The sequence below is a fragment of the Duganella sp. Root336D2 genome (genome assembly GCF_001425005.1).
Classification (GTDB): Bacteria; Pseudomonadota; Gammaproteobacteria; order Burkholderiales; family Burkholderiaceae_D; genus Rugamonas.
In genome coordinates this window covers 199,385-225,169 of sequence record NZ_LMDB01000037.1, presented here as the reverse complement: position 1 = coordinate 225,169, position 25,785 = coordinate 199,385, and the positions used below count along the sequence as shown (strand labels likewise).

The following is a 25,785-nucleotide window of genomic DNA, read 5'->3' as shown; positions in this document are numbered from 1 at the left end:
CATGCGTATCGCTTTACTCGTTTTCCCTGGCGTGCAATTGCTCGACGTGGCCGGGCCGATGGATGTCTTCCATGAAGCGGCCCGCCAGTCGGGCAAGCCGGGCACTTACCAGTTCGACCTGGTCGCCCTGGAAGAAGGACCGGTGCGCGCCGACAACGGCATGTTGTTCCAGCCGACGGCCACCATCGATACGCTCGGCCACGCGGTGGATACGCTGCTCGTCACCGGCAGCCACGCGGTGCAGGAAGTAACCGGCCACCCGCGCCTGATGCAGTGGCTGCAGCAGCAGGCAACCACGGTGCGCCGCCTCGGTTCCGTATGTTCCGGCGCCTGGCTGCTGGCCCACGCCGGCCTGCTCGACGGCCGCCGCGTCACCACCCACTGGAATATTTCAGCCTCGCTGGCACTGCGCTTCGAGCAGGTGCAGGTCGAGCATGACCAGATCTACCTGCGCGACGGGAACCTTTACACCTCGGCCGGCGTCACGGCCGGCATGGACCTGGCGCTGGCCCTGGTGGAAGAAGACCTGGGCCGCAACGTCGCCCTGGCCGTGGCACGTGAGCTGGTCATGTTCATCAAGCGCCCCGGCGGCCAGGCGCAGTTCAGCGCCCACCTCGCCGCGCAAACGGCGCAACGCAACCCGATCCGCCAAGTACAGGAATGGGTGCTGGAAAACCTGGAAGAAGATTTGACCGTGGACCAACTGGCCGCTCAAGCCGGCATGAGCGTACGCAATTTCTCACGCGCGTTCAAAAGCGATACGGGTGAAACGCCAGCCGATTTCGTCGAAGCCGCGCGGCTCGACGCAGCGCGCCGCATGCTGGAGGAAACCGCCAGCCCGCTCAAGCGGGTAGCGGCACGCAGCGGCTTCCACGACCAGAACAGCTTAAGGCGGGCCTTCGTGCGCCGCCTCGGCGTGACGCCGGGCGACTACCGCCAGCGCTTCCATCCTCAGGAAGCTTGATGGTTGAAGACTTGCCGCAGGTAGGCGAGGAAAGTCTCATCCTTGCACAGCGTCTTGCCGGGCGAATCGGACAGCTTGGCAACCGATTGCCCGTTCAGGCGAATCAGCTTCATCACAATATTCAGCGGCTTGATGCCGACATCGTTGGTCAGCCAGGTGCCGATGCCGAAGCCCACCATGATGCGGTCGGCGAACTGGCGGTACAGGCGGAACGCCGTGTCGAAGTCCAACCCATCCGAAAACACCAGGCGCTTGGTGTTGGAGTCGATACGCAAGGCCTGGTAATGCGCGATGGCCTTTTCACCCCACACGATCGGATCGCCCGAGTCATGCCGCAAGCCGTCGAACAGCTTGGCGAAGTACAGGTCGAAGTCGTCGAGGAAAGCATCCATCCCCACCACGTCGGTCAGCGCGATACCGAGGTCGCCACGGTATTCCTGCACCCACGCCTCGAGCGAAGCTTTCTGGAATTCGCGCAGCCGCACGCCGAAAGCCTGGAAGGACTGCATGTACTCGTGGGCCATGGTGCCGATCGGGATCAGGCCAAATTTTTTCGCGATGTAGACGTTAGAGGTGCCTTTGAAGCACTCCGGCACCTCGCGTGCCAGGCGCTCGACGACTTCATCGTGCCATACGGCCGAAAAACGGCGGCGCAAGCCAAAGTCGGAAAACTCGAAGGGATGGCGCAGCGCCGGATCAGTCCCGAAAGCCTTTAGCTGCGCGATCTTGTCGCCGAGGTGCCTGCGCCCCTCTTCCAGCGCAGCCGGCGTGCCGACGCGGCGGAAGTACAGTTCATTGACGATGTAGAGCACGAAGATCTCATACGCCATGATGTGCACTTGCGGGCCCTCGGCACGGATCACCAGCGTGTCGCCTTCCGCGCGCACTTCAATGAACTTGCGCTGGAAGCGGAACAGCGTCAGGAAATCGACGAAGTCGCTCTTGATGTAGCGCAGGGAGCGCAGGTAATTCAGTTCGTCCTCGATGAAGGACATGCTGCACAAGTGGTCAAGCTGGGCCTCGACTTCTTCCTTCAGCGCCGACAGCGGGAAGGCCGTCTGGTTGCGGCACACGAATTCATATTCGGCATGCGCGCTTGGGTGGCTATGCAGCAAGGCCTGCCACATGGTGAATTTGTACAGGTCAGTTTCAAGCAGGCTGCGGACGACAGGGATCATTGTTTGCTCTCCGCATTGGCCAGCAGTTCCGGCAGCACTTCAGCCGAAGCGGCAAGGCGCGCACCGCGGCGCTGCATAGCTTGCGCGAATTCGAGGTATTGGGTTTCAAAACCGGTCACAGGACTCATGCAATCGGTCACCAGCACCAGCTTGCGCGGATCGATATGATCGGCAATATGTTCGGTGGTCGCCTTCACGCAATGGCTGCCGGCTTCACCGGTGATGTAGATGGTGTCCGCTTGCGCCAGGCTGGCAATCAGTTCGCGATTCAGTTGCGAGGCCGGATCGGACGGATCGGGCACTTCGGCCATGACAGCGGAATAGTGTTCAGTCCAGGGATTGGAACCTTTGCCGACTTTGGCAACTACGGCATGGCGCCCCTCTTCCCAAGCGTTATAGGCAGCGCGCACTGCGTCGTGCACGTTATAGCCCCAACTGCCGATTTCGCAATGAACCGGCCAGACCATCAGTTGGTAGCGGCCGGCCGATTCCAGCGCATCGAGATAGGACAGCACACGCGGCAAAGCGGCAGCATCGCGCGGCGCAAACCGCCCCGCGCGCACGTCAGCGGCCGAAATCTGCGTGAACGGTCCCGGCGCCGCGCCTTCGGCCGTATGCCAGAAGGTCGGGTGCGCCACATCATAGCGGTGGTGCGAATCGAGCGTAACGGTGATGGCAGAAAGACCGGCGCCGCCCCGCTCGATCAGGCTGGCGACACGCAGCATATCCTGATGGGCGCCCGGAACCGGCAAAGCCGGCGCAGCCGGTGGTGGCAAATCGCAGAAATCGTTCTGCGGATCGATGATGAGCAAGTGATAGTGGCGTTTCATTTTGCAATGATAGCAAATGATAAAAAAGGCAGCACGGCCGGCGGGCCAGTGCTGCCAAGTCCACTACGGGAAAGTGAATGGTCGAGCCCGTGTCACACCATGGGGTCACACCCCAAGTGTGACACGGGCTCAAGCACGTAGCAGTCGAGTCCGTGTCACACCTAGGGTGTGACCCCAAGGTGTGACACGGGCTGGGCTGTAGTTACGCGGCGAGCAGTTGTTCGATCGACTTCTGTGCTTTGGCCAAGGTGTCGGCTACCGCTTGCTCGCCCATCGCTACGCCTTCGGCGCGGATGAACTGGACGTCAACCAGGCCGATGAAGCCCAGCACGGTGCGCAGGAAGGTGGTCAGGTGGTCATAGGCCACTGCTGCGCCTTCGCTGTACACGCCGCCGCTGGCGGTGAAGACGTAGACCTTCTTGCCTTTTAGCAGGCCTTCCGGGCCGTTGGCGGTGTATTGGAAGGTGCGGCCGACGCGGGCTACGTGATCAATCCAGGCCTTCAGCGACGATGGTACGGAGAAGTTGTACATCGGCGCGCCGATCACCACCACATCCGCTGCAAGCAGTTCGTCGACCAGGGTGTCCGATACTTTGACCACCTGCGCCTGTTCGGCATTGCGCGCCTCAGCCGGAGTGAAAAAGGCGCCCATCATCTGCTCGGTCAGGTGTGGCACCGGATTCGCTGCCAGGTCGCGCTCGACCACGGTGTCGGACGGGTTGACAGCCTTCCATTTGGCGATGAATTCAGCCGACAGTTGGCGTGACAGGGAACCAGCGCTACGCACGCTGCTGTTGATGTAGAGAACGTTTGCCATGTACTTGCTCCAAGAAAGTGGGTGATTGCAGCCATCTTAGAACGGGTTTATTATCGACGAAATAGGTTTTATAACGATAGAAATTATCGATTTTATTGATATGCGAGATCCCGGCCACCCCACCCTCGACCAGTTGCGCGTCTTCATCGCCGTCATTGACCACGGCGGGTTTGCCCATGCCGCGCGCGCCCTGCATCGCACCCAATCGGTCATCAGTTACACCATTGCCAACCTGGAAGAGCAACTGAATCTCACCCTGCTCGATCGCAGCTCGCGCAAGCCGACCCTGACCGAAGCGGGCAGGACGCTGCTGGCCGACGCCCGCGCAGTGACCAGCAAGGTGGATGGCATGCGTTCGCGCGCCAAAGCGCTTGGCATGGGCCTGGAGGCCGAACTGAGCATCGTGGTCGACGTCATGTTCCCGGCCTGCGTGCTGGTGCGCGCGCTCGAACAATTCCAGCGCGAGTTCCCGACCGTTTCGCTGCGCCTGCATACGGAAGCACTGGGCGCGGTGGCGCAAATGGTGGCTGATCGCCGCTGCCAATTGGGCGTGGCCGGCATGGCTGCCAGCGCGCCCGCAATTATCGAACGCCATGCGGCGGGCTTTGTGAAAATGATGCCGGTCTGCTCACCATTGCATCCACTGTCGCGCGAGGCCGCGCCAATCCCGACCTCGGTGCTGCGCGAGCATTTGCAACTGGTGGTGACCGACCGCAGCCCGCTGACGGAAGGCCGCGATTTCGGCGTGCTGGGCTTGCGCGACTGGCGGCTGGGCGACCTCGGCTCCAAGCACGCGCTGCTGGTCGGCGGGCTTGGCTGGGGCAATATGCCCGAGCATACGGTGATGCGCGACCTGGCGGAGGGGCGCCTGCTGCGGCTGCATACCCAGGAAGGCCGTGAGCTGGAATACCCGCTGTTCGTGATCCATCGCAGTGACGATGAACTCGGTCCAGCCGGCAAATGGCTGCGCCAGAAATTCATCGACCTCGATCACACGCTGCCGCAGGACGCTTTCTAAGCATTCCTACAGGCCAGCGGCGTGTGCACCTACAGGCTGGCCTGCAGCATCGGCCTAGCATGGAATCGCTTCAACACAAAGGAGAGCGATCATGGCATCACGCAAAGATAGCGAGCAATCGGATGATTGGCGCAACCAGGCTGGTCAAGCAGGCCAAAGTGGCGGTAACCGTCAACAAGGCCAGCGCGAAAACCTGACCGGAGGCAATCAGCAATCCGACCAGGAGAGCGGCAACAAGCAATCCGATCAGAGCCGCGGCAACAAGCAGAGCGACGTCGGCCAGGGCCAGCGCCAAGGCAGTCGCGATGACTTGATGGATGAGGAAGAAGGCAACACCGGCAACCGCGACAATCGCGGCGGCCGTGACCAGCAACGCTAGGCAGCCAAGCGGCTAAGCCATTCCGGCGGCGCGCAGGCGCGATTTCAGGCGGCGGACTTCGTCGCACAAATCCACTACCAGCGCCGCCAAATCTTCGTCCGCATCGAAATCCCGCTCAAGCTGGGCCAGGCGACGCGCCCTCCCCAAGTCCACGCTGGTGAATTGCAGGGTTTCGATGCCGCCCCCCTCCCTGCCGATCAGGATACCGCGCTGCACGTGGTGCACGACCCATTCCGGCTCGACGGCACAGGCGCGCGCCAGTTCATCCAGCGTCAACGCTTGGTATTCAAGCGGAACGCCTTCCACAATCTCTTCCTTTGGCATCGCTCATCCTCCTATTTCGCGTTGCATTTGTTCGTATAGCGCGCGCCGCTCGGGTGTATCGGCCGGCGGGGCAAAGATTTCCAACGTCAGGTAGAGGTCGCCGGCCGTACCGGAGGTATTGGCAGCGGGAATGCCGCGCCCTTTCAGGCGCAGCTTGCGGCCGCTTTGCGAATTGGACGGTACGGTCACGGTCACGCGGCCGGAGGGCGTGCTCACATCACGCTCGCCGCCCAGCGCAGCAAGCCACGGCGGGATCGGGACCTTCTCATAAACGTCGCGGCCTTCGACGCGATAACGGTCATCGGCCTGGAAAGCGATTTCGAGGAAAAGATCACCTGCCTCGGCACCATTCGCGCCGGGCTGGCCCTGCCCTCCCAAGCGCAATTGCTGGCCGGCCGTCACGCCTTTTGGAATGCTGACTTTGAGATTGCGCTGGCGGCCCAGGGAGATCTCGCGCTGGGCGCCATGATAGGAATCGAGCAGGCTGATTTCGAGGACGGCATGGATGTCTTCGCCACGCATGCGGAAGCCCTGGCGGCCGCCGCGCTGCCCGCCCACATGGGCAAACAGGTCGGCAAAGAAGTCTTCGGCGCTGGCCCCTTCAAAGCCGCCGCCCCAGTCCGGTGGCGGACGGAATTCCTGGCCAGCATGGTACTGGCCGCTGCCCAGCGAATCGTAGGCAGCACGCTTTTCGGCATCGCCCAGCACGCCATAAGCTTCGTTCAGCTCCTTGGTGCGGGCATCGGCATCCGCTTCCTTGCTGACGTCCGGGTGATATTTGCGGACCAGCTTGCGGTAAGCCTTCTTGATCTCGTCTTCGCTGGCAGTCTTGGCGACTCCCAGCGTGGCGTAGTAGTCCTTGTATTCCACGCTTTACCCTCTCTGTGAAGGAGAGGATAGGTTATCAGGAAATCGCCGGATGTGGCTTCGCGATCATTCGTTCATTTCGCACCCTGGGTTCCGAAGTCATAGGAGTCAATGATCGACTGATGGCGAGCTATCTGCGCCTTCAAGGGGCTGGCCGTTGCTTCGGCGTTTGCTTCGATGGCCCTTTTATCTCTGGCGACAGATTTCATGAAGCGCGACCCAATAAAACAGCCGATAAAGATGAGCGGCATGCCATACAACGGGCCAAAGATTCCCATGGAGAAGGCTACGCAGAGAGTGAGCCCCAATCCGATTCGAACATTATTCTTGTGATTGGCATCCAGCAAAGCGCGCACTTCACGATCTCTTTTCTTGTAAATGGCTACGACGTCGGTTTGAAGGCGCTCAAGTGCAAGTTCGGATGCAGCCCGGTTTGTACCCAGCTTGACGTCGTCCAGTGCGTCTTCCAATCGGCTCAAGGAGACAATACTGCCACTGCGTTCAACGTGTTGCTGAACACCGCAGTAGCCACAAGCAAAGTCGTCGATGTCCTGCTTCACTTCGAGGCCGGCACCGCAGTTCACGCACTTCAAGGAAAGAACTTTCATACGTCCGCAATTCCATTGTTGGGAGCGCGCCAGTGTACGGTTTCATTCTCAAAACAGCAATAAACATTGCCAAAAAAAAGCGCCTTCAAATTGAAGGCGCTTCTTGTCGTGGAGTAGCCGCAGCTTAGCGGTTATATACGGTCTGCATATAGCGGCGGTAAGTATCCGTGGACTCGATCCGCACCGAACGCGCCTTGACTGTCTCGCCTGCTGCCAGTGCCGTGAGCTTGAAATTGGTGCTGAAAGTGCCTGCCGCAGTCGGCGATTCGGTCGATTCCAGACCGTTGCCGATCAGCGAGGTTTCTTCCCAGATGGAGAGCCAGGTCACCGTGCCTGGATTGACGCCGGAGACTGCCAGCGTGAGGTCGCGGGTGCTGAAGCTCGCCAGCGCTGCCAGGCTCTGCTCCGACAGCGTCGGGAAGCCGGTGCTGGCTTTCGTTTCGCTCAGGTTCAGTGGACGGCGCTGTACTTTCAGCACGTAAGTGCCGTCGGCGCTGCCGGAAGCGAAGGAGAGCTTGGCATTGGATGCGTCGTACGCGGTCAGCACATAGGCCGCGTTGTCAGGCAGGCGCGCAATGCCATCATCACCCATCGGCGAAATCGTGCCGCTGCAGTCGGTGCCCATGACATAGGTGGTCGACGAATTGACGGTGTTGCGCCACTCTTGGCCCCAGCCTGCCACGTTATAGCGCAGGCCTGCCTGCGGCAAGCCTGGGCCCATTACTACGATGTGGTCGACCAGGCCAGCGGTCGTGTTGTTGGCCGGGTTGCGGTCAACGATGTTGAAGTTGAGGCCGGTGCGGTAGCAGGTGCCGCCGGCATTAACCAGCTTGGTCATGCTGGCAAACGCTTCCAGTTCAAGCGCACGCTGGTTGCCGTGCAGGCGCCATACGCCGTCGGTCGGGCTCTTGCGGATTTTCCAGTTTTCCAGGCGGTCCAGGATCTGGCCGCCCTTGGTCTTCACAGTGAACGACACGCGTGCAGTGACCTTGGCCGGATCGCTGTAATCGACCTGGTGGATCTCGAAATCGCTGAAGGTCGCGCCTACCAGTACAGTTTCGCTGACCAGCTGACGGAGGAAGTCCTTGGCGCCCACGTCATCGTGGAGGAAGCCGTCGGAAACAAATGGGAGCAGCGCTTCAACGGTCGGCTGGCCGTTGGCGAACTGGCCGATAAAGTCGGTCAGCGCTTTCTTCACCAGCGGGGCATCGGTAGTCGCAGTGCTGATATTGTCCGCAGCCAGTTTCAGCGGGTTGGTTTCGGCGGTGGCCTTCTGCTTCAGGTCGTCGGTGATGACGGAGGCATTGGCGGTGGTGCTGATGGTTGCCACGGAGGTGGTAGTATCGACCGACACCTGGATCGCGTCCAGGGCTTTATCAAGCGGGCTGGTCAGCGGGGTGAACGGGGTACGCAGCAGGTCGGCATTGGCATCGACGCCCAGCGCGGTCAGGATAGGCTGCAGCTTTTCTTTCAGCTTGGCGACTTCGGCATCGATCGTGCTTGCAGTTGCGGTGGCAGCGTTTTTGTCGAACTGGTCGAAATAGTCGGCTGCGAGCTGGCCGCCCACGTTTGCGGCAATCAGGTCGGTCAGCTGGGTGATATTGATCTTGCCGGTGGCGTCGGCGCTGGTGGCGACTGAGTGCACCGTGTAGGTACGGCCATTGGCCATGCCCGAGGCGCGGAATACGAACGGGCCGGTCATGCCGGTCACATCGACCGAGTAAGCACCGTTGTCGCCGATCTGGGCGACCTTGGTGGCGCCTTTCGAATCCTTGACGGTCACACTGCCGGCCAGTGGGGCGCCCACGGCTGCCGTACCGTTAAATACTACCGAAACCGGCGACGTCTGCACCGGTGGCGCCGCGCTGTTCGAATCGCTGCCGCCACCGCCGCATGCGGCCAATGCCATGCTCACGGCACCAGCCAAAATCAGTTTGTTGAATTTCATTCTTCCCTCGGGTTGTTAGCATCGTCTATTTTTGTCTAATAGTCACTATTAATATTTCTATCTCACAACTATTAGTACTAGAAAGCAATGCTAACACAGGCCGGGAAGCCGCTTCAAATCTGGTGTTGCGCAAAATACGCGCGCCGCACCAACGAAAAAAAACGCGCTGGGAAGCGCGTTTTTTCGGGGGCATGTGGCGATCAGCGGACGCGGCGGATCGACGAGATGCGGTCGCTGAAGTCCCTCAGGTCCGGGTAACGGCCTGGCGCGAACACGCGGCACTGGCCGCCGAAATCAGCATGCTCACAGGCTTCCCAGGTGCCGTAGTTGACGACCATCGAGTTGGCGTTGTCATTGAAATTGACGTTGCGCATGGTGTTCAGGTCATTGTTGATCTGCACGACGCGGCCGCGGAAGCCGTTGTCATTGAACAGTTCCACCGCCGGGCCGCGCGCCTCTTCGCGGTAGTCACGGCGTTCTTCGCGACGCTCTTCACGGCGCTCTTCTTGCCAACGGTCGTCGCGGTCGCCGCGAATTGCACGGCCCCAGCCCCCGCTTCCACCGTGGTCCCGGTCGCGGCGGCGGTCAATCTCGCGCGCGGACGAGAAGTTATTGTTGAACTGGCGCAGGTTTGGATATTCGCCGCGCTCGAACACGGCGCAATGGCCCTGGAAATTCACGTGCTCGCACAGCTCCCAAGTCCCGGAACGTACCACCAGGCTCGAGGCGCGATCGTTGAAATCGAAGTCACGGAAATCGTTGGCGGCGCCGTCGGCGATCACCACGCGCTGGCCGCGGAAGTCTTCGCGCGAGAAGAGCTGCATTTCACCAGCCGAAGCGGCCTGGCCAAGAAGGGAAGTGGCCAGCAGGAAAGCGGCGGTCAAGGTATTCTTCATTACTAAATCTCCGGTATTCAGGCATCCTAAGCGCTCTAACGCGGCGCAAAGGCCGTTAGACTACCCTACCTTGTAACAAATTCCTACTGCGCAACACATGCCAACCACGATTTTGACCGCCAATTTACGCAACGAAGCAACAGCATTATGGAAATTGGCCTGGCCAGTATTGATTGGGCAGCTCGCCACTGTCGGCATGGCGGTGGCGGACGTGGCGATGACCGGCCACACCCGGGCTTCCGAGCTGGCTGCGGTGTCGACCGGCGCCGCGATCTGGTCCATCGTACTGGTAACCGTGATGGGCACCATGATGGCAATGAACACGCTGGTGGCGCATGAAGTGGGCGCCGGCAGCTACCACCGCATTCCACACCTGGTGCGCCAGGGCTTGTGGAAAGGCTTGGGCGTCGGCCTGCTCGCCATGGTGCTGGCCAACCTGTGCACCCTGCTGTTCGACCACCTGCAATTGGCGCCGGAAGTGAACCAGCGCGCGTCCCTGTTTGTGCACTTCATCAGCATCGGCCTGCCGCCGTTCGCCTGCTACCGTGCGCTGTATGGCTACAGCACCAGTATCAACCAGACCAAGCCGGTGATGGTGATCGCCCTGTTCGGGCTCGCCTTCAATGTCTTCGTCAACTGGCTGCTGATCTTTGGCCATTGGGGCCTGCCGGCCATGGGCGGCGTGGGTTGCGCGGTGTCGACCGGCATCTGCATGTGGCTGATGCTAGGCGCCATGCTGCTGTGGATGCGCATTTCGCCGGCCTATCGCGCCACCTTCCCTTTCACCCATTGGGAGTGGCCGCACTGGCCGGAAATCCGCAGCATGCTGAAGCTCGGCCTGCCGATCGGCGTCACCTACTTCGCCGAGGTCAGCGCGTTCGGTGCGGTGGCCCTGCTGGTGGCCCGTTTCGGCGTCATCGAACAATCGGCGCACCAGATTGCGCTGAACTTTTCGTCGCTGGTATTCATGGTGCCGCTTAGCCTGGGCATCGGCATGGTGACGCGCGTCGGCCAGGCGCTGGGCGAAGGCGATGCGCACCGCGCCCGTTCGGCGTCGTGGGTCGGGCTCGGCATGTCGCTGGCGTTTGCGGTGGTGTCGGCAGCCTTCATTGCCCTGTTCCGCAATGAGATCGCGGCCGCTTACACCAGCGATGCCGCCGTGCAGCAGACTTGCGTCACCCTGCTGCTGTTTGCCGCGCTGTTCCAGCTGTCCGACGCAACCCAAGTGGCGGCGGCTTGCGCGATTCGCGGCTACAAGGTGACGCGCGGGCCGATGCTGATCCAGCTATTGGCCTTCTGGGTCTTTGCGCTGCCGGTCGGCTGCCTGCTGGGATTGGGGAAAGAAATGGCGGCGGCCGGCTTCTGGATCGGGCTGGTACTTGGCCTGACGATTGCTGCCATTTTGCTCACAGCCTATTTGCGCACACTGTCGAATTCCCGGGTGGCCGAAGGAAAAACGGCATAGGGCTTAGCATTCCGAATATCCGCGGGAGGGGGTTCTGGTATTGTCTTGCGATTCGTAAGTAAACCATTCCGGGACAAACAATGCGCCTTATCCTCACCCTGGCAGCCCTGCTGGCCGCCGGTACTGCTTCCGCCGAACGCCTGACGCTGGATCGCCTGTACGCCGATCCGGCCTTATCCGGCCCCGGCGTGCGTGCCCTCAAAGTCTCGCCGGACGGCGCCCGCGTCACCTTCCTGCGCGCCCGCGCGGACGACCAGTACCAGATGGACCTGTGGGAATACAATATGAAGGACAAGACCACGCGCCGTCTGGTCGACTCCAAGGCCCTGGTCCCGGTCGAGAACCTGTCCGACGCTGAAAAAGCGCTGCGCGAACGCGCCCGCACCGCGGCGCTGAAAGGCATCATTTCCTACAACTGGTCGCCGGATGGCAAACAACTGCTGGTGCCGCTGGCCGGCAACCTGTACCTGGTGGACCTGTCCAAGCCTGACAGCGCGCGCCTGGTGGCATCGGGCAGCGTGATCGATCCGAAGATTTCGCCCAAGGGCAAATACGTTTCCTTCGTGCGCGACCAGAACCTGTTCGTGATCGACCTGGCGACCGGCAAGGAACGCCAGCTGACCACCGACGGCAAGGGCACCGTGCATAACGGCGAGGCCGAGTTCGTGGCACAGGAAGAGATGCACCAATTCACCGGCTACTACTGGGCGCCGGACGATTCCGCGATCGCCTTCCGCTGGTACGATGAAGCGCAGGTGCCGGTGGCACGCCGCTTCGAGATCTATGCCGACCGCACCGATGTGGTGGAGCAGCGTTATCCAGCCGCCGGCGACAAGAACGCCATCGTGGGCCTGAAGATCGTCTCGCCTGCCGGCGGCGAGATCCGCGAGGTGGACCTGGGCGCCAACAAGGATATCTACCTGGTGCGTGCCGACTGGAGCAAGGATTCCAAGTCGCTGTTCTTCCAGCGCCAGTCGCGCGACCAGAAGACGCTGGAGCTGATTGCGGTCGACGCGGCCACCTTGGCGCAGCGCCCGGTACTGGCGGAAACCGCGCAGACCTGGACCACCATCAATGACGACCTGCGCTTCCTCGAAAGCGGCAAGGGCTTCATCTGGTCGTCCGAGCGCACTGGCCGCAACCACCTGTACTTCTACGGCATGGACGGCAAGCTGAAACACGCCATCTCCAAAGGCGAGTGGGGCTTCGACGACGTGCTGGCTGTCGACGAGAAGGCCGGCAAGGTCTTCGTCTCCTCCAACAAGGATGCGGCTTACGACAAGCAGGTCTACGAGCTGAAGCTGGATGGTTCCACTGCCGACAAGCCAAAGCGCATCACCCAGGCGGACGGCTGGCACGATGCGTCCTTCTCCAAGCACGGTGAAGTGTTCGTGGATACCTGGTCCGACCCGGCAACCCCGCCGCAAGTGGGGATCCGCCGCCCGGACGGCGCGCTCGTGAGCTGGCTGGAAAAGAATGAAGTCAACGAGTCGCATCCCTACTTCAAGTACAAGCCGGACCAGTTGCCGGTCGAATTCGGCAATATGAAGGCGAAGGATGGCCAGACCCTGTACTACTCGATGATCAAGCCGTACAAGTTCGACGCCGGCAAGAAGTATCCGGTCTACCTGTCCACCTATGGCGGTCCGCACTCGCAGCACGTGACCCGCAAGTGGGATGGCGCGCAGTTCGACCAGTACATGGCGCAGCAAGGCTATGTGGTCTTCCGCCTGGATAACCGCGGCTCCTCGCGCCGCGAACGGGTGTTCACCGACGCCATCTACCGCAACCTGGGCAAGGTGGAAGTGGAAGACCAGCTGACCGGTATCGACTGGCTGGGCCAGCAGTCGTTCGTGGACGCCAAGCGCATTGGCGTGTACGGCTGGAGCTACGGCGGCTTCATGACCCTGCGCCTGCTGTCGCAAGGTTCGGACAAGATCGCCGCTGGCGTGTCCGGCGCGCCGGTGACCGACTGGGGCCTGTACGACACGCACTACACCGAGCAGTTCATGGATCGTCCAAGCGACAACGTGGAAGGCTACAAGCAATCGAACGTGTTCTACCACGTCGATGGCCTGAAGTCGAAGCTGCTGCTGATTCACGGCATGGCGGACGATAACGTCCTGTTCACCAATACCACCAAGATGATCGACGCGCTGGTGAACCGCGGCGTGCAGTTCGAGCTGATGACCTACCCGGGCGCCAAGCACGGCGTGTCGAACCGCCTCGCCAAGCGCCACGTGCAAACCTACATCGACGCCTTCTTCCGCAAGCACCTGAAACCGGAATCGAATTAAGGCCCGGGCAAGCGCCCTCGCCTGCCAGCCCGCCCGCGCAAGCCGGCGGGCTTTTTCTTTGCCGTGGACGCGGCATTATCCCAACTTATGCACTTCCATCATTGCAGTCGTTGTTGCCGCGTTCGTACTTTACAAAGTCCACCTTTCGCTTGAGCTTGCTTGCAATTAAGCCAGGGCATGTCAAACTCAGTCCATATCAGGAGGTCACCAATGAAACAATGGCTATCAAGATCCTTGAGTGATGAAGATCGCGCATCCAGGATCATTGCAAACTGGATGGTTGGCATATTGATGGTGTGCTTCGTCCTGGAGATCCTATTAATCTCCTACATGAAATAAGCGGAGCACTGTCGAATTAGGAATGCCTCATCCGTCGTAGTGATACGATCACCCACTACCGACGGAGGCATCATGTCCCTGCAGCTGTTCTACCATCCCCTCTCTTCCTATTCGATGAAAGCACTGATTGCGCTCTATGAAAACGGCACGCCGTTCGAGTACCGCATGCTGTCACCCGACCACGCCAGCAACTGCCAGCAGTTCGCCCAAATCTGGCCAATCCAGAAGTTCCCCATCCTGCTGGACGGCGAGCGCATGGTGGTCGAGGCCAGCATCGTCATCGAGCACCTGGCGCTTTACTATCCGGGACCGGTCAAGCTGCTGCCCGCCGATCCCAAAGGCGCGCTGGAAGTACGCATGATGGACCGCTTCTTCGACAACCACATCGCCACACCGCAGCAAAAGCTGGTCGCCGACGTGCTGCGCCCCGAGGGTGCACGCGACCCGCATGGCGTGGCCGAAGCACGCCGCAAGCTCGATAGCGCCTACGCCTGGCTGGACAAAATCATGGCAAGCCGCACCTGGGCTGCCGGAGAAGAGTTCAGCATGGCCGACTGCGGCGCCGCCCCATTCCTGCTGTACGCCCACTGGTCGCACCCGATTCCCGAAAAACACGAACACGTCATGGCCTACCTGCGCCGCCTGCGCGAACGCCCTTCATTTGTCCGCTGCTGGGCGGAAGCGAAGCCATACCGGCACATGTTCCCGCTGGGCGTACCTACCGGAGAGGAATAAGCCTTGGCTCATCTTGATGAACAAGTTCATCTACAATTGCCCATCCAGCAATCAAGACGGGTATTAGGACTGAACAATATGAGCAACGAAGAACTGGTTCCTCTATTTATCCCAGCACTTGGCGTGCTGTTGGTGAATATGGAAGACGAGAAGGGTAGTCCGCTCGATGAGGATGAGGTACTCGCCCTCAGGGATAAGGCCTCCGTCATGATGGTCTCCAAAGAGCATTTCGAATCGATGGCGGAAAGTCGCGGGTATGCGGATCTTGATCCGGAAAATTGTTGGTACGATTGGCAGATGCTGAGGCGCAAATTAGGCAGAAAGCCCGATTTGGACCCCGGGGCACGATTCTCATTCGTCAGCAAGGATAATGAGGAATTTCAAGCGACGATCGTCGCTGCACAAGATACGTTGGGAGAATTTCGACATTTGCTCGTCGACGCCTCACAGCAGAAATTCCCTCTGGTGAAAACGTTGCTTTCGGAGCCCGACTACCGCGCCTATATATGGCTGTCTGTTGTCTCTCACGATAGCGTCGGATTTGTCGGCGAGATTTTTGAATTGCCTTCAGGGTTCAAAGAATACCTTGTGGGGGACCAAATTGAAGTGCCAGATAGCGAAGTCAAAGATTGGATGATCAATGATGAGGGCAAGCTCCACGGCGGATATTCCTTGCGATATGCGCGCTCCAAAATGAGCGATGCGGAAAGAGCGGCCTTCGATGAGCATGTCGGGGTAGAGTCGTATGTCACCATCGGCAGCTGACTGACCTATCAGCAAAAAAGAAAAGGGCCAGCGTGCACCTCGTGCATCCTGGCCCTTGGCAGCTATTACTGGCGATTGCCTCGGTCGATCAGCTCGTCAGTGGCGTCGTCGATCGCTTCACGCAGGTCGCCGCGCTGTTTCTGCAGCTTGCCTTCGACCTGGTTGGCGACACCCTTCACCTGCTGCTTCGAGCTGCCCACCAGTTCACCGGCTTCCTCCTGGATCTTACCGCCGATTTCCTTAGCCTTGCCCTTCACTTGGTCCTTGTTCATGATCCACTCCTCATTAAAAAAGTGCGACGAGCAAATCATACGAACAGGCATCGAGAGCCACTGTACGCAAGCTAACAGAACTAACCTTTACGCCAGACTGAAGCCAGCCATGGTTGCTGGTCCCGCGGCAAGCCTGCCGGGCGGTAATAGTGGTTGACTGGTTCGAAGCCTGCCGTGGTGAGCACTTCCGACCAGGTCTCAAAATCGTAGTAACAACCGTAGCGTGGGCCGTTCCAGCCTTCTTCATTGTGGCCACGCGGGTTGGAGCTGAACAGCACGCCGCGCGGCTTTAACGCTGCAAGCAGGTGCGCGATTACAGCGGGTAATACGGCACTGGGAACGTGGAACAGGGATGCATTGGCGAAGATGCCGTCGAACGATTCAGCCGGCAAGTCCAACGCGACAAAATCCTGGTGCAGTACGGTGCAGCCGCTCCAGCGCTGCGCCATCTCCACGAAGTGAGCCGAGCCGTCGAGGCCGACCGGCTCATGCCCAAGTGACTTGAAGGTGCGCAGGTCGCGGCCGGGGCCGCAGCCCAAATCAAGAATGCGGAACGGAGGTGTTCCTTCAATCGCATCGAGCAGCGCCGCGATGTTCTGGCTTACGTCGTGGTCGCGCGTGCCTTCCAGGAAGGCTTGCGCATTGCGCTCGTAATGCTCCAGCGTGCGGCGGGTGATCTGCTCGATGTCGTCCATTCCCCTACTTTACCAGACGCGCACGCGCTGTTCCGGCGCCAGGTAAAGCTTCTGCCCCGGCTTCACGTCGTAGGCCTGGTACCACGCGTCCAGGTTGCGCACGGTGTAAGTGCGCCACTTTGCCGGCGAGTGGCCGTCGGTCATGACCTGGTTGCGCAGTGAGGCGTCACGCGCTTTGTTGGCCCAGCTCGCGGCGTAGCCATTGAAGAAATCACGGTCTTGCGCAGGGGTGACTTTACCGCCCAGCGAAACGTGATAGGCATCCAGCGCTGCAGCGAGGCCGGCCAGGTCGGCCAGGTTTTCGCTCAGGGTCAGTGTGCCGTTCAGCTTCAGGTCGGGGAAGGCTTCATAGGAGTCGTACTGCGCTACCAGCTTGGCAGCAGCTTGCTTGAAGTGCTCGCCGTCTTCCTTGGTCCACCAGTCGCGCAGGCGGCCTTTGGAGTCGAACTGGGCGCCCTGGTCGTCGAAGCTGTGGCTGATTTCGTGGCCGATCACCGCGCCGATCGCGCCGTAGTTCAGCGCATCGCTGGCCTTCATGTCGAAGAACGGCGGCTGCAGGATCGCGGCCGGGAAGTTCAGCGCGTTCTGCATCGGCATGTTCACCGCGTTCACCACGTGGGGCGGCATGCACCATTCGGTTGGATCAACTTTCTTGCCCAGTTTTGCCAGTTGCTGCTTGTAGTGGAACTGCTCGGCGCGCAGCGCGTTGCCCATTGCGTCGTCAGGCTTGATTTCCAGGCCTTCGTAGGAAGTCCATTTGTCCGGATAGCCTACGCCCACATACAGGGTGCGCAGCTTTTCCTGCGCTTCCTTCTTGGTGGCCGGCGCCATCCAGTCCAGCGCATCGACGCGCTTGCGGAAGGAGTCGACGATATTCGACACCATGGTTTGCAGGCGTGCCTTGGCTTCTGCCGGGAAGTAGCGCTCGACGTACATCTTGCCGGCAGCATCCGGCAGCGCGCCATTGACTGCGCCCAGGCCGCGCTTCCAGCGCGGCGACAGCTGCGGCGTGCCGTTCATGGTGCGGCCATAGAACTCGAAACGCTGGTCGACGAAGGCTTTCGGCAGGAAGCCGCCGAAGTGATTCACAGTGTGGAAGGCCAGGAAGTCTTTCCAGGCCTGCAGCGGCATCTCGTTCACCAGCACTGCGCTGCCGGTGATCGCGCTCGGGTGGTAGACGATGAATTTGTTCTGCTTGCCCAGGCCGGCGGCGCGGAAGAAAGCGCGCCAGTCCATGCCAGGCGCCTTGGCGGCGAAGTCACGCATGGTCCAGCTGTTGTTGGCTTTCTGGATATCGGCGGAATCTTCACGGCTGCCGTGGGCCTGCGCCAGTTTGCGCTCCAGTTCATAAACGCGCGCGGCGCGGGCTTCCGGTTCGCTGTAGCCGGCCAGTTTCAGCATGGCGGCGATGTGGGCCTGGTAGGCGGTGCGCAACTGGTGCATGCGCTGGTTGTCGTCCAGGTAGTAGGCGCGGTCCGGCATGCCCAGGCCGCCTTGCAGGATGTAGGGGGTGTAGTGGTTCGGGTCGGTCAGGCCCTGGGCGATCCAGATGCCGAACAGGTTCTCGGTGTAGAAATTGGTGGAATTCAACGGGTCCACGTCGGCGCGGATGGAAGCGGCCAGCGCGCGCACCAGGGCGGCCTTGTCCTTGATGGCGTCGATCTTTTCCAGCTCCGGCTTGAGCGATTTCAGGCCATGCGCTTCGATGGCCGCTTCATCCATGAAGCTGCGATAGAAGTCCGTCACGCGGCGGGTATCGCCGGTGGGCGACTTGGCAGCGGTTTCGTCGATCAGCTTGACGATGCGCTCATTGGTCGCGTCGCCCAGGGCGGAACCTGCGCCCCAGCTGCCTTTGTCGGCCGGGATCTGGGTCTTGGCCAGCCATTCGGCGTTCACATGGCCAAAGAAATCGTCGCCCGGCAGCGGGGCGGCGTCCTGCGTTTGCGCGGCTGGGGCCGGGGTTGCCTGTTGGGCAATCGCCGGGGCCAGCCCGAAAGCGGCTCCACAGAAGGCCAGGGTAATGGCCAGCTTGAGCGGCGTGACGCGAGTGGATGCTTGCATTTTTTGTATCCCTATCTAGTTATAAGTGGCGGAATGAGCCAGGTTGCACTCTAACGGCAACACAGGCGCAGCATCGCCCAATTGCGACAGACTGCAAATTCCCGGGATCAAATGCAAAAAGCTGGGAATGCTGTGCGGCCCTGTCAACGTTTGTCGAAAAACTTGCTGCACTCCCCTCTGGAATCGCTATATAGTTTCACCCACAGCAACGCCGAATTTAGAGGAGATTTTTCATGAAGCTCGAAGCACTGTTCCAGAATCCAACTGCGTTGCCAACCGCCCCGAAGGTTGTTGACGAATTGATCAGCAGCTTCGACAAGGCCAGCGTCTCCACCGAGGAAATCGCCAAGAAACTGTCAGCCGACCCGGTGCTGAGTGCCAAGCTGCTGCGCCTGGCCAACTCCGCCTATTACCATGTGTCGCGCTCGATCGGCACCGTGGAAGATGCCATCCTGATGCTGGGCTTCGTCACCGTGCGCACCCTGGTGATCAGCTCCGGGCTGGTGAGCGGCTTCAAGACCGTGCCCGGGATGGACCTGCGCCAGTTCTGGCGCTACAGCCTGCGCACCGCGGTGGGAGCCAAATTCATCGCCAAGGCTTGCAAGCAAAACACCGACCTCGCCTTCACCATCGGCATGATGCATGCGATCGGCCAGCTCGTGATCCACGCCGGCATGCCTGAGCAGGCCAAAGCGCTCGACAAGGAAGCCGGCCCGCTGGATGAGCGCCGCCTGGACACCGAAAAAGCCGCGCTGGGTTACACCTATGCCGACGTCGGCGCCGAGTTGGCCAGCCGCTGGAAATTCCCGCCGACCTTCGCCGAAACCATTGCCGCCATCCCCAATCCGGGTGAGAACGAGCTGGCTGCGGTGATTCACCTGGCTTGCTGGCGCGCCCGCGTTGACGAGAACAAACTGACCCCAGAACAAATCGCTGCCTGCTATCCAAGCGCAGTGGCCGAAAGCCTGGGGCTGGAAGAAAACGCCCTGATTGATCAAATGCCATCGCTGGATGAGCTGAGCGCCGGCCTCGACGAACTGATCTCCTGACCGCTTTGCTTGAGATTTGCCGTTGCGACCCTTGGGATGGGGGCGCAACGGCAATTTTTTTGGGAATTTTCCAATTATTTTTCAAAACGACCCTAAAGTTCCTTCCGAGCCTGACGTTAATCCTGACATGCGGTACTCCGCGCACAGAATCCAAGGCTCAAAATGTCCTCGACCCAAGTTCTCGCTACCTACGAAAAAATTGCCGGTTTGACCAGCCAGATGGTAGGCGCCGCGCAAGCCAGCGACTGGGATTCGCTCGACCGCATGGAAAACCAGTGCGCAGCGACTTCGGTAGCCCTGATGGGTGGTGCGGCTCCGCTGCAGGGCGATGCCCGCCAGCGCAAGATTGAACTGCTGAAACAGATCATGGCCAACGACCGCGCCATCCGCGACGTGACCGATGCCTGGCAGGATCGCCTGAACGGCTGATTCCAGCGAACGCAAAGAAAGCGCCTCCGGGCGCTTTTTTATTTTGTCCACCTTGGGGTCAGGAACGAATGCGGACAAAACAAAGGCGCCCGCTTGGGGCGCCTTGGAATTGGGAGGGGCGAGCACCAGGTATCTCCTGGTGTCGCCTCAGCGCCGGTTGCACCCGGCGTTCAGATCGCCTCAGTCGGCTATGAACTGCTTCCGGAAGGGGTCGTTTCATCAACGTCGCTCTGCGGTTCGCGTCACGCTATCGGTGGTGACTGCGGCAGAACCCGGTCCGTGTGAACCCAGTATAACGCAGGTAAAAAAATCTTGTCCAGCACTGGAATGCAACGGTAGTTACTAGTGTGCAGCAACCTCCACCGCGTCTTCCAGGACTGGCACATCATCTTCCGTACTCCCCTTGCTGCGGAAGGATTGCCAGATCTTTAACGGACCCTTCGCCTGGCGTTTGCGCAGGAAGTAGATCAGGCCTGCAAGTGCTGCCAGGCCGGCGAGCACGCCACCTGCAATCATCATCAGCCGGCTGCGTGGGTTGGCCGCCAGGTCCGCGGCGACACCTGGCTTGACTGGAGTCGCGCCGGGTTTGCCGGGTGCTGCGCCTGGCTTGGCCGGCGCTGGAACCGCTTCGGTTTTGGGTACGGGCGCCGGCCCAGGTGTGGCGCTGGCGACAGCCGCAACGGCGGCGGGCGCCACCACGGCAGTCTGCAGGCGCTGCACTTTGCTTTCGATATCAGCCAGTTTGCTTGTCATGGCTTCGCATTGCCGGATTTGGGCCTCTACCACTTTGGCAGGTGCGCAGGATTGGGCAGATGCGCTGGCCGGCGGAGTGGCAATTGGCGCAGGTGAGGCTGCGGGCTTTGCGGTCGGCTTGCGGGAAGGCGGCGGCGCCTCGGTCGCGCGGCTCGCCTCGGCCTTCGGCGCAGGAAGCGGTGCCGCCTGCGGTGCCGGATTGGCGGCCTGCTGCTGGGCCTTCGCCAAGGCGACTTGCTGGCGGTGCGCGAAGGCGCGTTGCGCCGCCTCGCTCAATCCGGCCTCGCCGTTATCCGGCACGACGGGTTTCGCAGCAACAGCAGCAGCAACAGCAGGCATTGGCTCCGCAGCCGGCGTCGCAGCTTGATTGACTGTCCGCTGCCCTGGCGGCTCCGGCGTCAGCCAGATCGAGGCAGCGCGGATGATCTGCCGTCCTCCACTATTCAACTCCAGGAACAAGTGCAAAGCATCGGCATGCACCGGCTGCAGCGTGGTCAAGTGCACGAAGCGCTTGTTATCGCGCCTGGCGATAGAAATATACAGCCCGCTGAGCGCGGGCGGCATCGCCACGTTGGCGCCTTTAAAGACGTCTGGATTTGCCAGCTTTGCCTGCACATCGGCCAGGTCGGCCGCCGTCAGGTCGACCAGTTCAATATCCGCCGAAAGCTGCTGGCCAACGTGGGAATTGACCTTGATCTCGCCCAGTTCGGCGGCGCGCAACGAGCCGCATAAGGCGGCAAGCAGCGGCAGCGCGAGGGCATGAATGGTCAATCGTTTGCTTAGCATGGAAGACAGGCCTATTACTTCAATGTATTCATTAACGGCAGAATATCCCGATTTTGTAGGCCTCGGCAGGGCGAGTCGCATTGGCGTTAGAATTCAGACATCACTTTCAAACGAGGGAGCTTTACATGAACAGCAGAACCGAGCGCGACAGCTTTGGTCCGATTGAAGTTCCAGCCAGCCAGTTGTGGGGCGCCCAGACCCAGCGCTCGCTCGAGCATTTCCGCATTTCCAGCGAGCGCATGCCGGTCGAACTGATCGCCGCTCTCGCCAGCGTGAAGCGCGCCGCAGCCAAGGTGAACGTCGATCTTGGCGTGCTCGATGGCAGCAAAGCCAATGCCATCATGCAGGCAGCCGATGAAGTCCTGGAGGGCAAACATGCGGGTGAGTTCCCGCTGGCGGTCTGGCAGACCGGTTCCGGCACCCAGTCGAACATGAATATGAATGAGGTGCTGGCCAATCGTGCTTCCGAGCTGCTGGGCGGCGAGCGCGGCGAAGGGCGCAAGCTGCACCCGAACGATGACGTCAACAAGGGCCAATCATCGAACGACATCTTCCCCACTGCCATGCACGTGGCGGCCGCGCAGGCTGTGGCGAACAACGTACTGCCGGCCCTGCGCCAGCTGCGCACCACGCTGCAGGCGAAGGCGCAGGCGTTCGAGGGCATCGTCAAGATCGGCCGCACCCACCTGCAGGATGCAACGCCGCTGACCCTGGGCCAGGAGTTTTCCGGCTACGTCGCGCAACTGGACTATGCCGAAAAAGCGATCGAAGCCACCCTGTCCGCCGTGCTGGAACTGGCCGCCGGCGGGACTGCGGTCGGCACCGGCCTGAATTCGCATCCTGAATATGCAACCCGCATTGCCGCCGAACTGGCAAGCCGCCTGAAGCTCCCCTTCCGCACCGCCGATAACAAGTTCGCCGCGCTGGCCGGGCATGAGGCCCTGGTATCCGCCCATGGCGCACTGAAAACCCTGGCTACCGCCTTGATGAAGCTGGCCAACGACGTGCGCTGGATGGCCTCCGGTCCGCGCTCAGGCCTGGGCGAAATCAGCATCCCGGAAAATGAACCGGGCAGCTCGATCATGCCGGGCAAGGTCAACCCGACCCAGAGCGAAGCGTTGACCATGCTGTGCTGCCAGGTGTTCGGCAACGACGTGGCAATTACAGTCGGCGGCTCGTCCGGCAACTTCGAGCTGAATGTCTTCAAGCCGCTGATTGCGCACAACTTCCTGCAAAGCGCCCGCCTGCTGGCCGACGGCATGCGCAGCTTCGATGAGCATTGCGCCCACGGCATCGAACCGAACCTGGGCCGCATTGAAGAGCTGATGGCGCGCTCCCTGATGCTGGTGACCGCGCTGGCCCCGCATATCGGTTATGATCGCGCCGCACAAATTGCGAAGCAGGCGCAGCATGAGGGCACCACCTTGAAAGAAGCGGCATTAGCCCTGGGTTTTGTGAACGAAAGCCAGTTCAATGCGTGGATTGTTCCACTGGAGATGACCAAGCCAGGCGGCAAGGGTTAATGCCAGGTGGGAATACAACACCTCCGCGCCAACCCAACAGAAAGAGGATTAAAATGCAGAAAGTAGATTTCGAATTGACAGGCGAGTACATCGAGCTGAACCAGCTCCTGAAAGTGGTTGGCCTGTGCGACAGCGGCGGCGCCGGCAAGCAGATTGTGGCTAGCGGCGATGTCAAGGTCGACGGCAAACAGGAGTTGCGAAAGACGGCGAAGATCCGGGCGGGCCAGAAGGTTCGCCTGGGCGACGTGCAGATCGAGGTTCATGCCGAGGGCAGTGCGGCCTGATTGATCCGCGCGGAGGGGTAGCTCCATGAATGGTCCCGACGAGAAGCATGTGCAGTCCCAGGAACAATTGATCGGCGACCTGCGGCAGGTCATCGAGAATGCCGAGGAGCTGCTGAAAAACACCGATCACTACACCAGCGTGCTGTACCAGTCAGCACGCGCCAAGCTCGCCCAGGCTTTGCTCGCTGCGAATGAAGAGCTGGAACGGTGCGAGGATGCGCAGCTCTTGCGCATGATCGAAACGACCCACCGCGCTAACCTGCTGCACCAGGACTTGTCCGGCGAGGACAAGTTAATGCGGGCGTTTGACTAGGATTTGCTGCTGCAGCCATTGCTGCAGGCTGGCGGCCAGATCGAAGTTTTCATCCAGCGCAAAAGCGGCGTCTAGTGCGGCGCCGAATGTTTTCCCTTCTTTTAGTTCCTGCAGCGCCGCGAATTGCGCTGCTTGCTGCGGCGCGACCTGGGCTGTCCAGGCGGGGCGGCTGAGCAGTGCGCGGCTTGGCTCATCCATCTTTTGCGGGAATTCCATGCCCTGGTGAGCGAGCCAGAGGGGCACGACGGCCCATGCCGACTCGAAGAGCCGGGCTGTGGGCTGCCAGGGGAAACTTTGCTCTTCCACGGTGTGCGGATTGATGTCCTGCGCTTGCAGCGCCAGCTCGTGCCGCGCGTAGTGGATGCGGTGCAGTTGCCATTCCAGGCGGGCCATGTCGGGCAGGTAGGGCAGGTCTTTGGCGTGCTCGAAGCTGCGCAGGAAGGATTCCAGGTGGGCGCCGAATCGGTTCAGGTCGCCGCTGTCAGAGGGGTGGGCGCGGCCGTATTCGCGCGACAGGCCGGTGAAGAATTCCTCGCCGACCAGTTGGGCGATGACGGGGTAGGCGGCGACCAGGGCCTTGGTCCAGGTCGACGTCAGGTTGCCCCGGTATAGGGCGAATCGTTCCGCGTGCCTGAGCTGAAGGGCTGCCTCGGCGGCGGGGGCGAACAAGGCCTCGGCAAATGACTGCTGTTGCGCGGCCAGCGCGTCTTCGCTGCCGCGGGGAAAATGTCCACTTTCGTTCCTGACCCCGGGGTGGACATTTGCTGGGGGGAAGCCGGTGGCGATGGTGGCGGCTTTGGCGGCTTCGCCGAGCAGGACTTCCAGGGACGGGATGTCGGTGTCCCATTCGACCAGCGTGGGGACGGCGCCGAAGCGGGCCAGCGCTGCTTCGTACAGGCGCCAGACGGGATCGGCGACGGCTGCGCCGTGGTGGTCGACTACGGCATCGGGGGTGACGAGGTGGCCGGCGAGGTGGATTTCTCCGACCGTGCCGGGGGTGATTGCCGCCAGCGCTGCCATGGCGTCCTCTTCGTGGTTGCACTGGTTGACGTAGAGGTTGTTCACGTCGAGCAGCAGGCCGCAGCCGGTGCGGCCTGCCAGGGCGGCGAGGAATTCGGCTTCGCTCATGGCGTCGTCGGCGAAGCGCACGAAGCTGGAGACGTTTTCGAGCAGGATGGTGCGGCCAAGCGCGTCCTGCATGCGCCCTACCCGCTCTTCCAGCAAGTCGAGCGCGGCGTGGTTCAGCGCCAGCGGCAGCAGGTCGTTCAGGTGGCGGTCGAAGACGGCGCCCCAGCACAGGTGCTCGGAGATGAGCGCGGGCTGTATGCGCTGGGCCAGGCTGGCGATGCGTGTGAGGTGGCCGGTGCTGAAGCCGCGTGCGGAACCAAGGCCAAGGCCAACGCCGTGCAGGCTGAGCGCGTAGTCGCGCCTCAACTCCTGCAATACGTGGAAGTCGCCGCCGGCCTGGTCGAGGTAGTTCTCCGTGTGGACTTCGAGCCAGGCGGCGCGCGGCCGCTGCTCAAGGAATTGGCGGTAATGCGGTGCCCGCAATCCAATGCCAACCCCATGGGCCGCGGCATGTGGCGTCATGGTTTATTTGGCAGGTGCGCTGGTCTTGCCGCCGGCTTTTTCGCAAGTGCCTTTGGCGACCAGTTTCCATTCGCCTGCCAAATTGTCGGTCTTGGCCTGGTTGGAGCAGCCGTGGGTGCCGGTAGCGCAGTCATTCTGGCCGGCCTTGGCGATGCCGTAGCACTTTTCCTGTTCCGCTGGCTTTTCCTGGGCTGCGGTGGCGACGGTGGTGGCGGTGGCGCAGGCAGTGGCCAGGGCGGCGGCGATCAGGGCTTGACGGTTTTTCATGCAGGGTCTCCTCGGTAGGTTTGCAGGTGTGGGATTAGACCATAAAAAAAACCCGCTGGCACCGGTGACGGTGCGGCGGGTTTCCTGTGGCCTGCGCGTCTTGCGCGATCAGGCGGTGGTATTGATGTTCTGGCCGAGATGGGATGGCAGGCTGGCCGCTGCCGGCGCTGGCGGGATCGCTTCGATCAAGGCTTGGGCGCTGGAGGCTTGCACGTCTTGTGCTTTTTTCAATACGGCGTAACCGATCTCGGTACGATTGCTCGTATCGGCCATTGTCGTTGCCAGCCTTGCAATGCTCATTGCATCCATTTATGTCTCCCAGATATACCTATC

Annotated in this window: 27 protein-coding genes; 12 read left to right on the top strand and 15 right to left on the bottom strand. The window is 61.1% G+C overall.

Annotated elements, in window-relative coordinates; translation table 11 throughout:
• Position 1 precedes the first annotated feature (1 nt).
• Entirely contained in the window at positions 2-964 is a 963-nt protein-coding gene (locus tag ASD07_RS25425) for a GlxA family transcriptional regulator (protein WP_055937011.1), read from the top strand.
• On the opposite strand, the gene pncB is transcribed toward ASD07_RS25425, so the two are convergent.
• From pncB to ASD07_RS25410, 3 genes are all read right to left on the bottom strand, one after another.
• Complete coding sequence (pncB, locus tag ASD07_RS25420; RefSeq protein WP_055937008.1) at positions 952-2,142, bottom strand: nicotinate phosphoribosyltransferase; 1,191 nt, start codon at positions 2,140-2,142, stop codon at positions 952-954. The two genes, ASD07_RS25425 and pncB, sit on opposite strands and share 13 nt — an antisense overlap.
• Positions 2,139-2,972, bottom strand: coding sequence for a hypothetical protein (locus tag ASD07_RS25415; protein WP_055937005.1), 834 nt, complete (start codon positions 2,970-2,972; stop codon positions 2,139-2,141). Before ASD07_RS25415 ends, pncB begins: the two co-directional genes overlap by 4 nt.
• A 202-nt stretch (positions 2,973-3,174) precedes the next feature.
• Positions 3,175-3,789 (bottom strand): FMN-dependent NADH-azoreductase, encoded by a 615-nt coding sequence (locus ASD07_RS25410; protein WP_055937002.1) that lies wholly within the window; start codon positions 3,787-3,789, stop codon positions 3,175-3,177.
• A 100-nt stretch (positions 3,790-3,889) separates the two neighbouring features.
• Between ASD07_RS25410 and ASD07_RS25405 the strand changes: the two genes are divergently transcribed.
• Together ASD07_RS25405 and ASD07_RS25400 are read left to right on the top strand one after the other, a co-directional pair.
• Positions 3,890-4,807, top strand: a complete 918-nt coding sequence (locus ASD07_RS25405; protein WP_055936999.1) for a LysR family transcriptional regulator — start codon at positions 3,890-3,892, stop codon at positions 4,805-4,807.
• Between the two features lie 91 nt (positions 4,808-4,898).
• Positions 4,899-5,186 (top strand): hypothetical protein, encoded by a 288-nt coding sequence (locus ASD07_RS25400; RefSeq protein WP_055936996.1) that lies wholly within the window; start codon positions 4,899-4,901, stop codon positions 5,184-5,186.
• Positions 5,187-5,198: 12 nt separating this feature from the next.
• Here ASD07_RS25400 and ASD07_RS25395 read toward each other — a convergent pair whose 3' ends face one another.
• From ASD07_RS25395 to ASD07_RS25375, 5 genes are all read right to left on the bottom strand, one after another.
• Complete coding sequence (locus ASD07_RS25395; protein WP_055936994.1) at positions 5,199-5,510, bottom strand: chaperone modulator CbpM; 312 nt, start codon at positions 5,508-5,510, stop codon at positions 5,199-5,201.
• Between the two features lie 3 nt (positions 5,511-5,513).
• Positions 5,514-6,380 carry a DnaJ C-terminal domain-containing protein gene (locus ASD07_RS25390; protein WP_055936991.1) on the bottom strand — a complete coding sequence of 289 codons (867 nt, stop codon included), beginning with the start codon at positions 6,378-6,380 and terminating at the stop codon, positions 5,514-5,516.
• 71 nt (positions 6,381-6,451) lie between these two features.
• Positions 6,452-6,985, bottom strand: coding sequence for a hypothetical protein (locus ASD07_RS25385; protein ID WP_055936988.1), 534 nt, complete (start codon positions 6,983-6,985; stop codon positions 6,452-6,454).
• Positions 6,986-7,109: 124 nt separating this feature from the next.
• Positions 7,110-8,933, bottom strand: a complete 1,824-nt coding sequence (locus tag ASD07_RS25380; RefSeq protein WP_055936985.1) for a hypothetical protein — start codon at positions 8,931-8,933, stop codon at positions 7,110-7,112.
• 200 nt (positions 8,934-9,133) lie between these two features.
• Positions 9,134-9,829, bottom strand: coding sequence for a beta/gamma crystallin-related protein (locus ASD07_RS25375; RefSeq protein ID WP_055936980.1), 696 nt, complete (start codon positions 9,827-9,829; stop codon positions 9,134-9,136).
• A gap of 97 nt (positions 9,830-9,926) precedes the next feature.
• Here ASD07_RS25375 and ASD07_RS25370 point away from each other — a divergent pair, with 97 nt between their 5' ends.
• The 4 genes from ASD07_RS25370 (at position 9,927) to ASD07_RS25355 (ending at position 15,430) form a co-directional block, all read left to right on the top strand.
• On the top strand, positions 9,927-11,294 hold the full coding sequence (locus ASD07_RS25370; RefSeq protein ID WP_055936977.1) for an MATE family efflux transporter: 1,368 nt from the start codon (positions 9,927-9,929) through the stop codon (positions 11,292-11,294).
• Positions 11,295-11,374: 80 nt separating this feature from the next.
• On the top strand, positions 11,375-13,591 hold the full coding sequence (locus tag ASD07_RS25365; RefSeq protein ID WP_055936974.1) for a S9 family peptidase: 2,217 nt from the start codon (positions 11,375-11,377) through the stop codon (positions 13,589-13,591).
• Positions 13,592-14,002: 411 nt separating this feature from the next.
• Entirely contained in the window at positions 14,003-14,665 is a 663-nt protein-coding gene (locus tag ASD07_RS25360) for a glutathione S-transferase family protein (RefSeq protein WP_055936971.1), read from the top strand.
• Between the two features lie 78 nt (positions 14,666-14,743).
• Positions 14,744-15,430: a DUF2314 domain-containing protein gene (locus ASD07_RS25355; RefSeq protein ID WP_055936968.1), complete on the top strand. Its 687-nt coding sequence runs from the start codon at positions 14,744-14,746 to the stop codon at positions 15,428-15,430.
• Between the two features lie 65 nt (positions 15,431-15,495).
• On the opposite strand, the gene ASD07_RS25350 is transcribed toward ASD07_RS25355, so the two are convergent.
• From ASD07_RS25350 to ASD07_RS25340, 3 genes are all read right to left on the bottom strand, one after another.
• Complete coding sequence (locus ASD07_RS25350) at positions 15,496-15,702, bottom strand: CsbD family protein (RefSeq protein WP_055936965.1); 207 nt, start codon at positions 15,700-15,702, stop codon at positions 15,496-15,498.
• A gap of 80 nt (positions 15,703-15,782) precedes the next feature.
• A complete protein-coding gene (locus tag ASD07_RS25345) occupies positions 15,783-16,397 on the bottom strand; it encodes a bifunctional 2-polyprenyl-6-hydroxyphenol methylase/3-demethylubiquinol 3-O-methyltransferase UbiG (protein WP_055936963.1) in 615 nt (204 codons plus the stop codon).
• Between the two features lie 9 nt (positions 16,398-16,406).
• Positions 16,407-18,458 carry a M13 family metallopeptidase gene (locus tag ASD07_RS25340; RefSeq protein ID WP_082507560.1) on the bottom strand — a complete coding sequence of 684 codons (2,052 nt, stop codon included), beginning with the start codon at positions 18,456-18,458 and terminating at the stop codon, positions 16,407-16,409.
• A gap of 233 nt (positions 18,459-18,691) precedes the next feature.
• Between ASD07_RS25340 and ASD07_RS25335 the strand changes: the two genes are divergently transcribed.
• Positions 18,692-19,507 carry an HDOD domain-containing protein gene (locus ASD07_RS25335; RefSeq protein ID WP_055936959.1) on the top strand — a complete coding sequence of 272 codons (816 nt, stop codon included), beginning with the start codon at positions 18,692-18,694 and terminating at the stop codon, positions 19,505-19,507.
• 162 nt (positions 19,508-19,669) lie between these two features.
• A complete protein-coding gene (locus ASD07_RS25330; protein ID WP_055936956.1) occupies positions 19,670-19,936 on the top strand; it encodes a flagellar protein FliT in 267 nt (88 codons plus the stop codon).
• A gap of 342 nt (positions 19,937-20,278) precedes the next feature.
• Here the strand turns inward: ASD07_RS25330 and ASD07_RS25325 are convergent, their stop codons facing one another.
• On the bottom strand, positions 20,279-21,460 hold the full coding sequence (locus ASD07_RS25325; protein WP_055936953.1) for a FimV family protein: 1,182 nt from the start codon (positions 21,458-21,460) through the stop codon (positions 20,279-20,281).
• 140 nt (positions 21,461-21,600) lie between these two features.
• On the opposite strand from ASD07_RS25325, the gene fumC reads away from it, so the two are divergent.
• The 3 genes from fumC to ASD07_RS25310 are packed head-to-tail and all read left to right on the top strand — an operon-like array spanning position 21,601 to position 23,595.
• Entirely contained in the window at positions 21,601-22,998 is a 1,398-nt protein-coding gene (gene fumC / locus ASD07_RS25320) for a class II fumarate hydratase (RefSeq protein WP_055936950.1), read from the top strand.
• A 53-nt stretch (positions 22,999-23,051) separates the two neighbouring features.
• Entirely contained in the window at positions 23,052-23,282 is a 231-nt protein-coding gene (locus ASD07_RS25315) for an RNA-binding S4 domain-containing protein (RefSeq protein ID WP_055936947.1), read from the top strand.
• A gap of 25 nt (positions 23,283-23,307) precedes the next feature.
• On the top strand, positions 23,308-23,595 hold the full coding sequence (locus ASD07_RS25310; RefSeq protein WP_055936944.1) for a DUF883 family protein: 288 nt from the start codon (positions 23,308-23,310) through the stop codon (positions 23,593-23,595).
• Here ASD07_RS25310 and ASD07_RS25305 read toward each other — a convergent pair.
• From ASD07_RS25305 to ASD07_RS25295, 3 genes are all read right to left on the bottom strand, one after another.
• Positions 23,575-25,185, bottom strand: a complete 1,611-nt coding sequence (locus ASD07_RS25305) for a DUF692 family multinuclear iron-containing protein (protein WP_055936941.1) — start codon at positions 25,183-25,185, stop codon at positions 23,575-23,577. The genes ASD07_RS25310 and ASD07_RS25305 overlap by 21 nt on opposite strands.
• A 3-nt stretch (positions 25,186-25,188) precedes the next feature.
• Positions 25,189-25,452: a DUF2282 domain-containing protein gene (locus tag ASD07_RS25300; protein ID WP_055936938.1), complete on the bottom strand. Its 264-nt coding sequence runs from the start codon at positions 25,450-25,452 to the stop codon at positions 25,189-25,191.
• 108 nt (positions 25,453-25,560) lie between these two features.
• Positions 25,561-25,761: a YjfB family protein gene (locus ASD07_RS25295; protein ID WP_055936936.1), complete on the bottom strand. Its 201-nt coding sequence runs from the start codon at positions 25,759-25,761 to the stop codon at positions 25,561-25,563.
• Between the last annotated feature and the right edge of the window lie 24 nt (positions 25,762-25,785).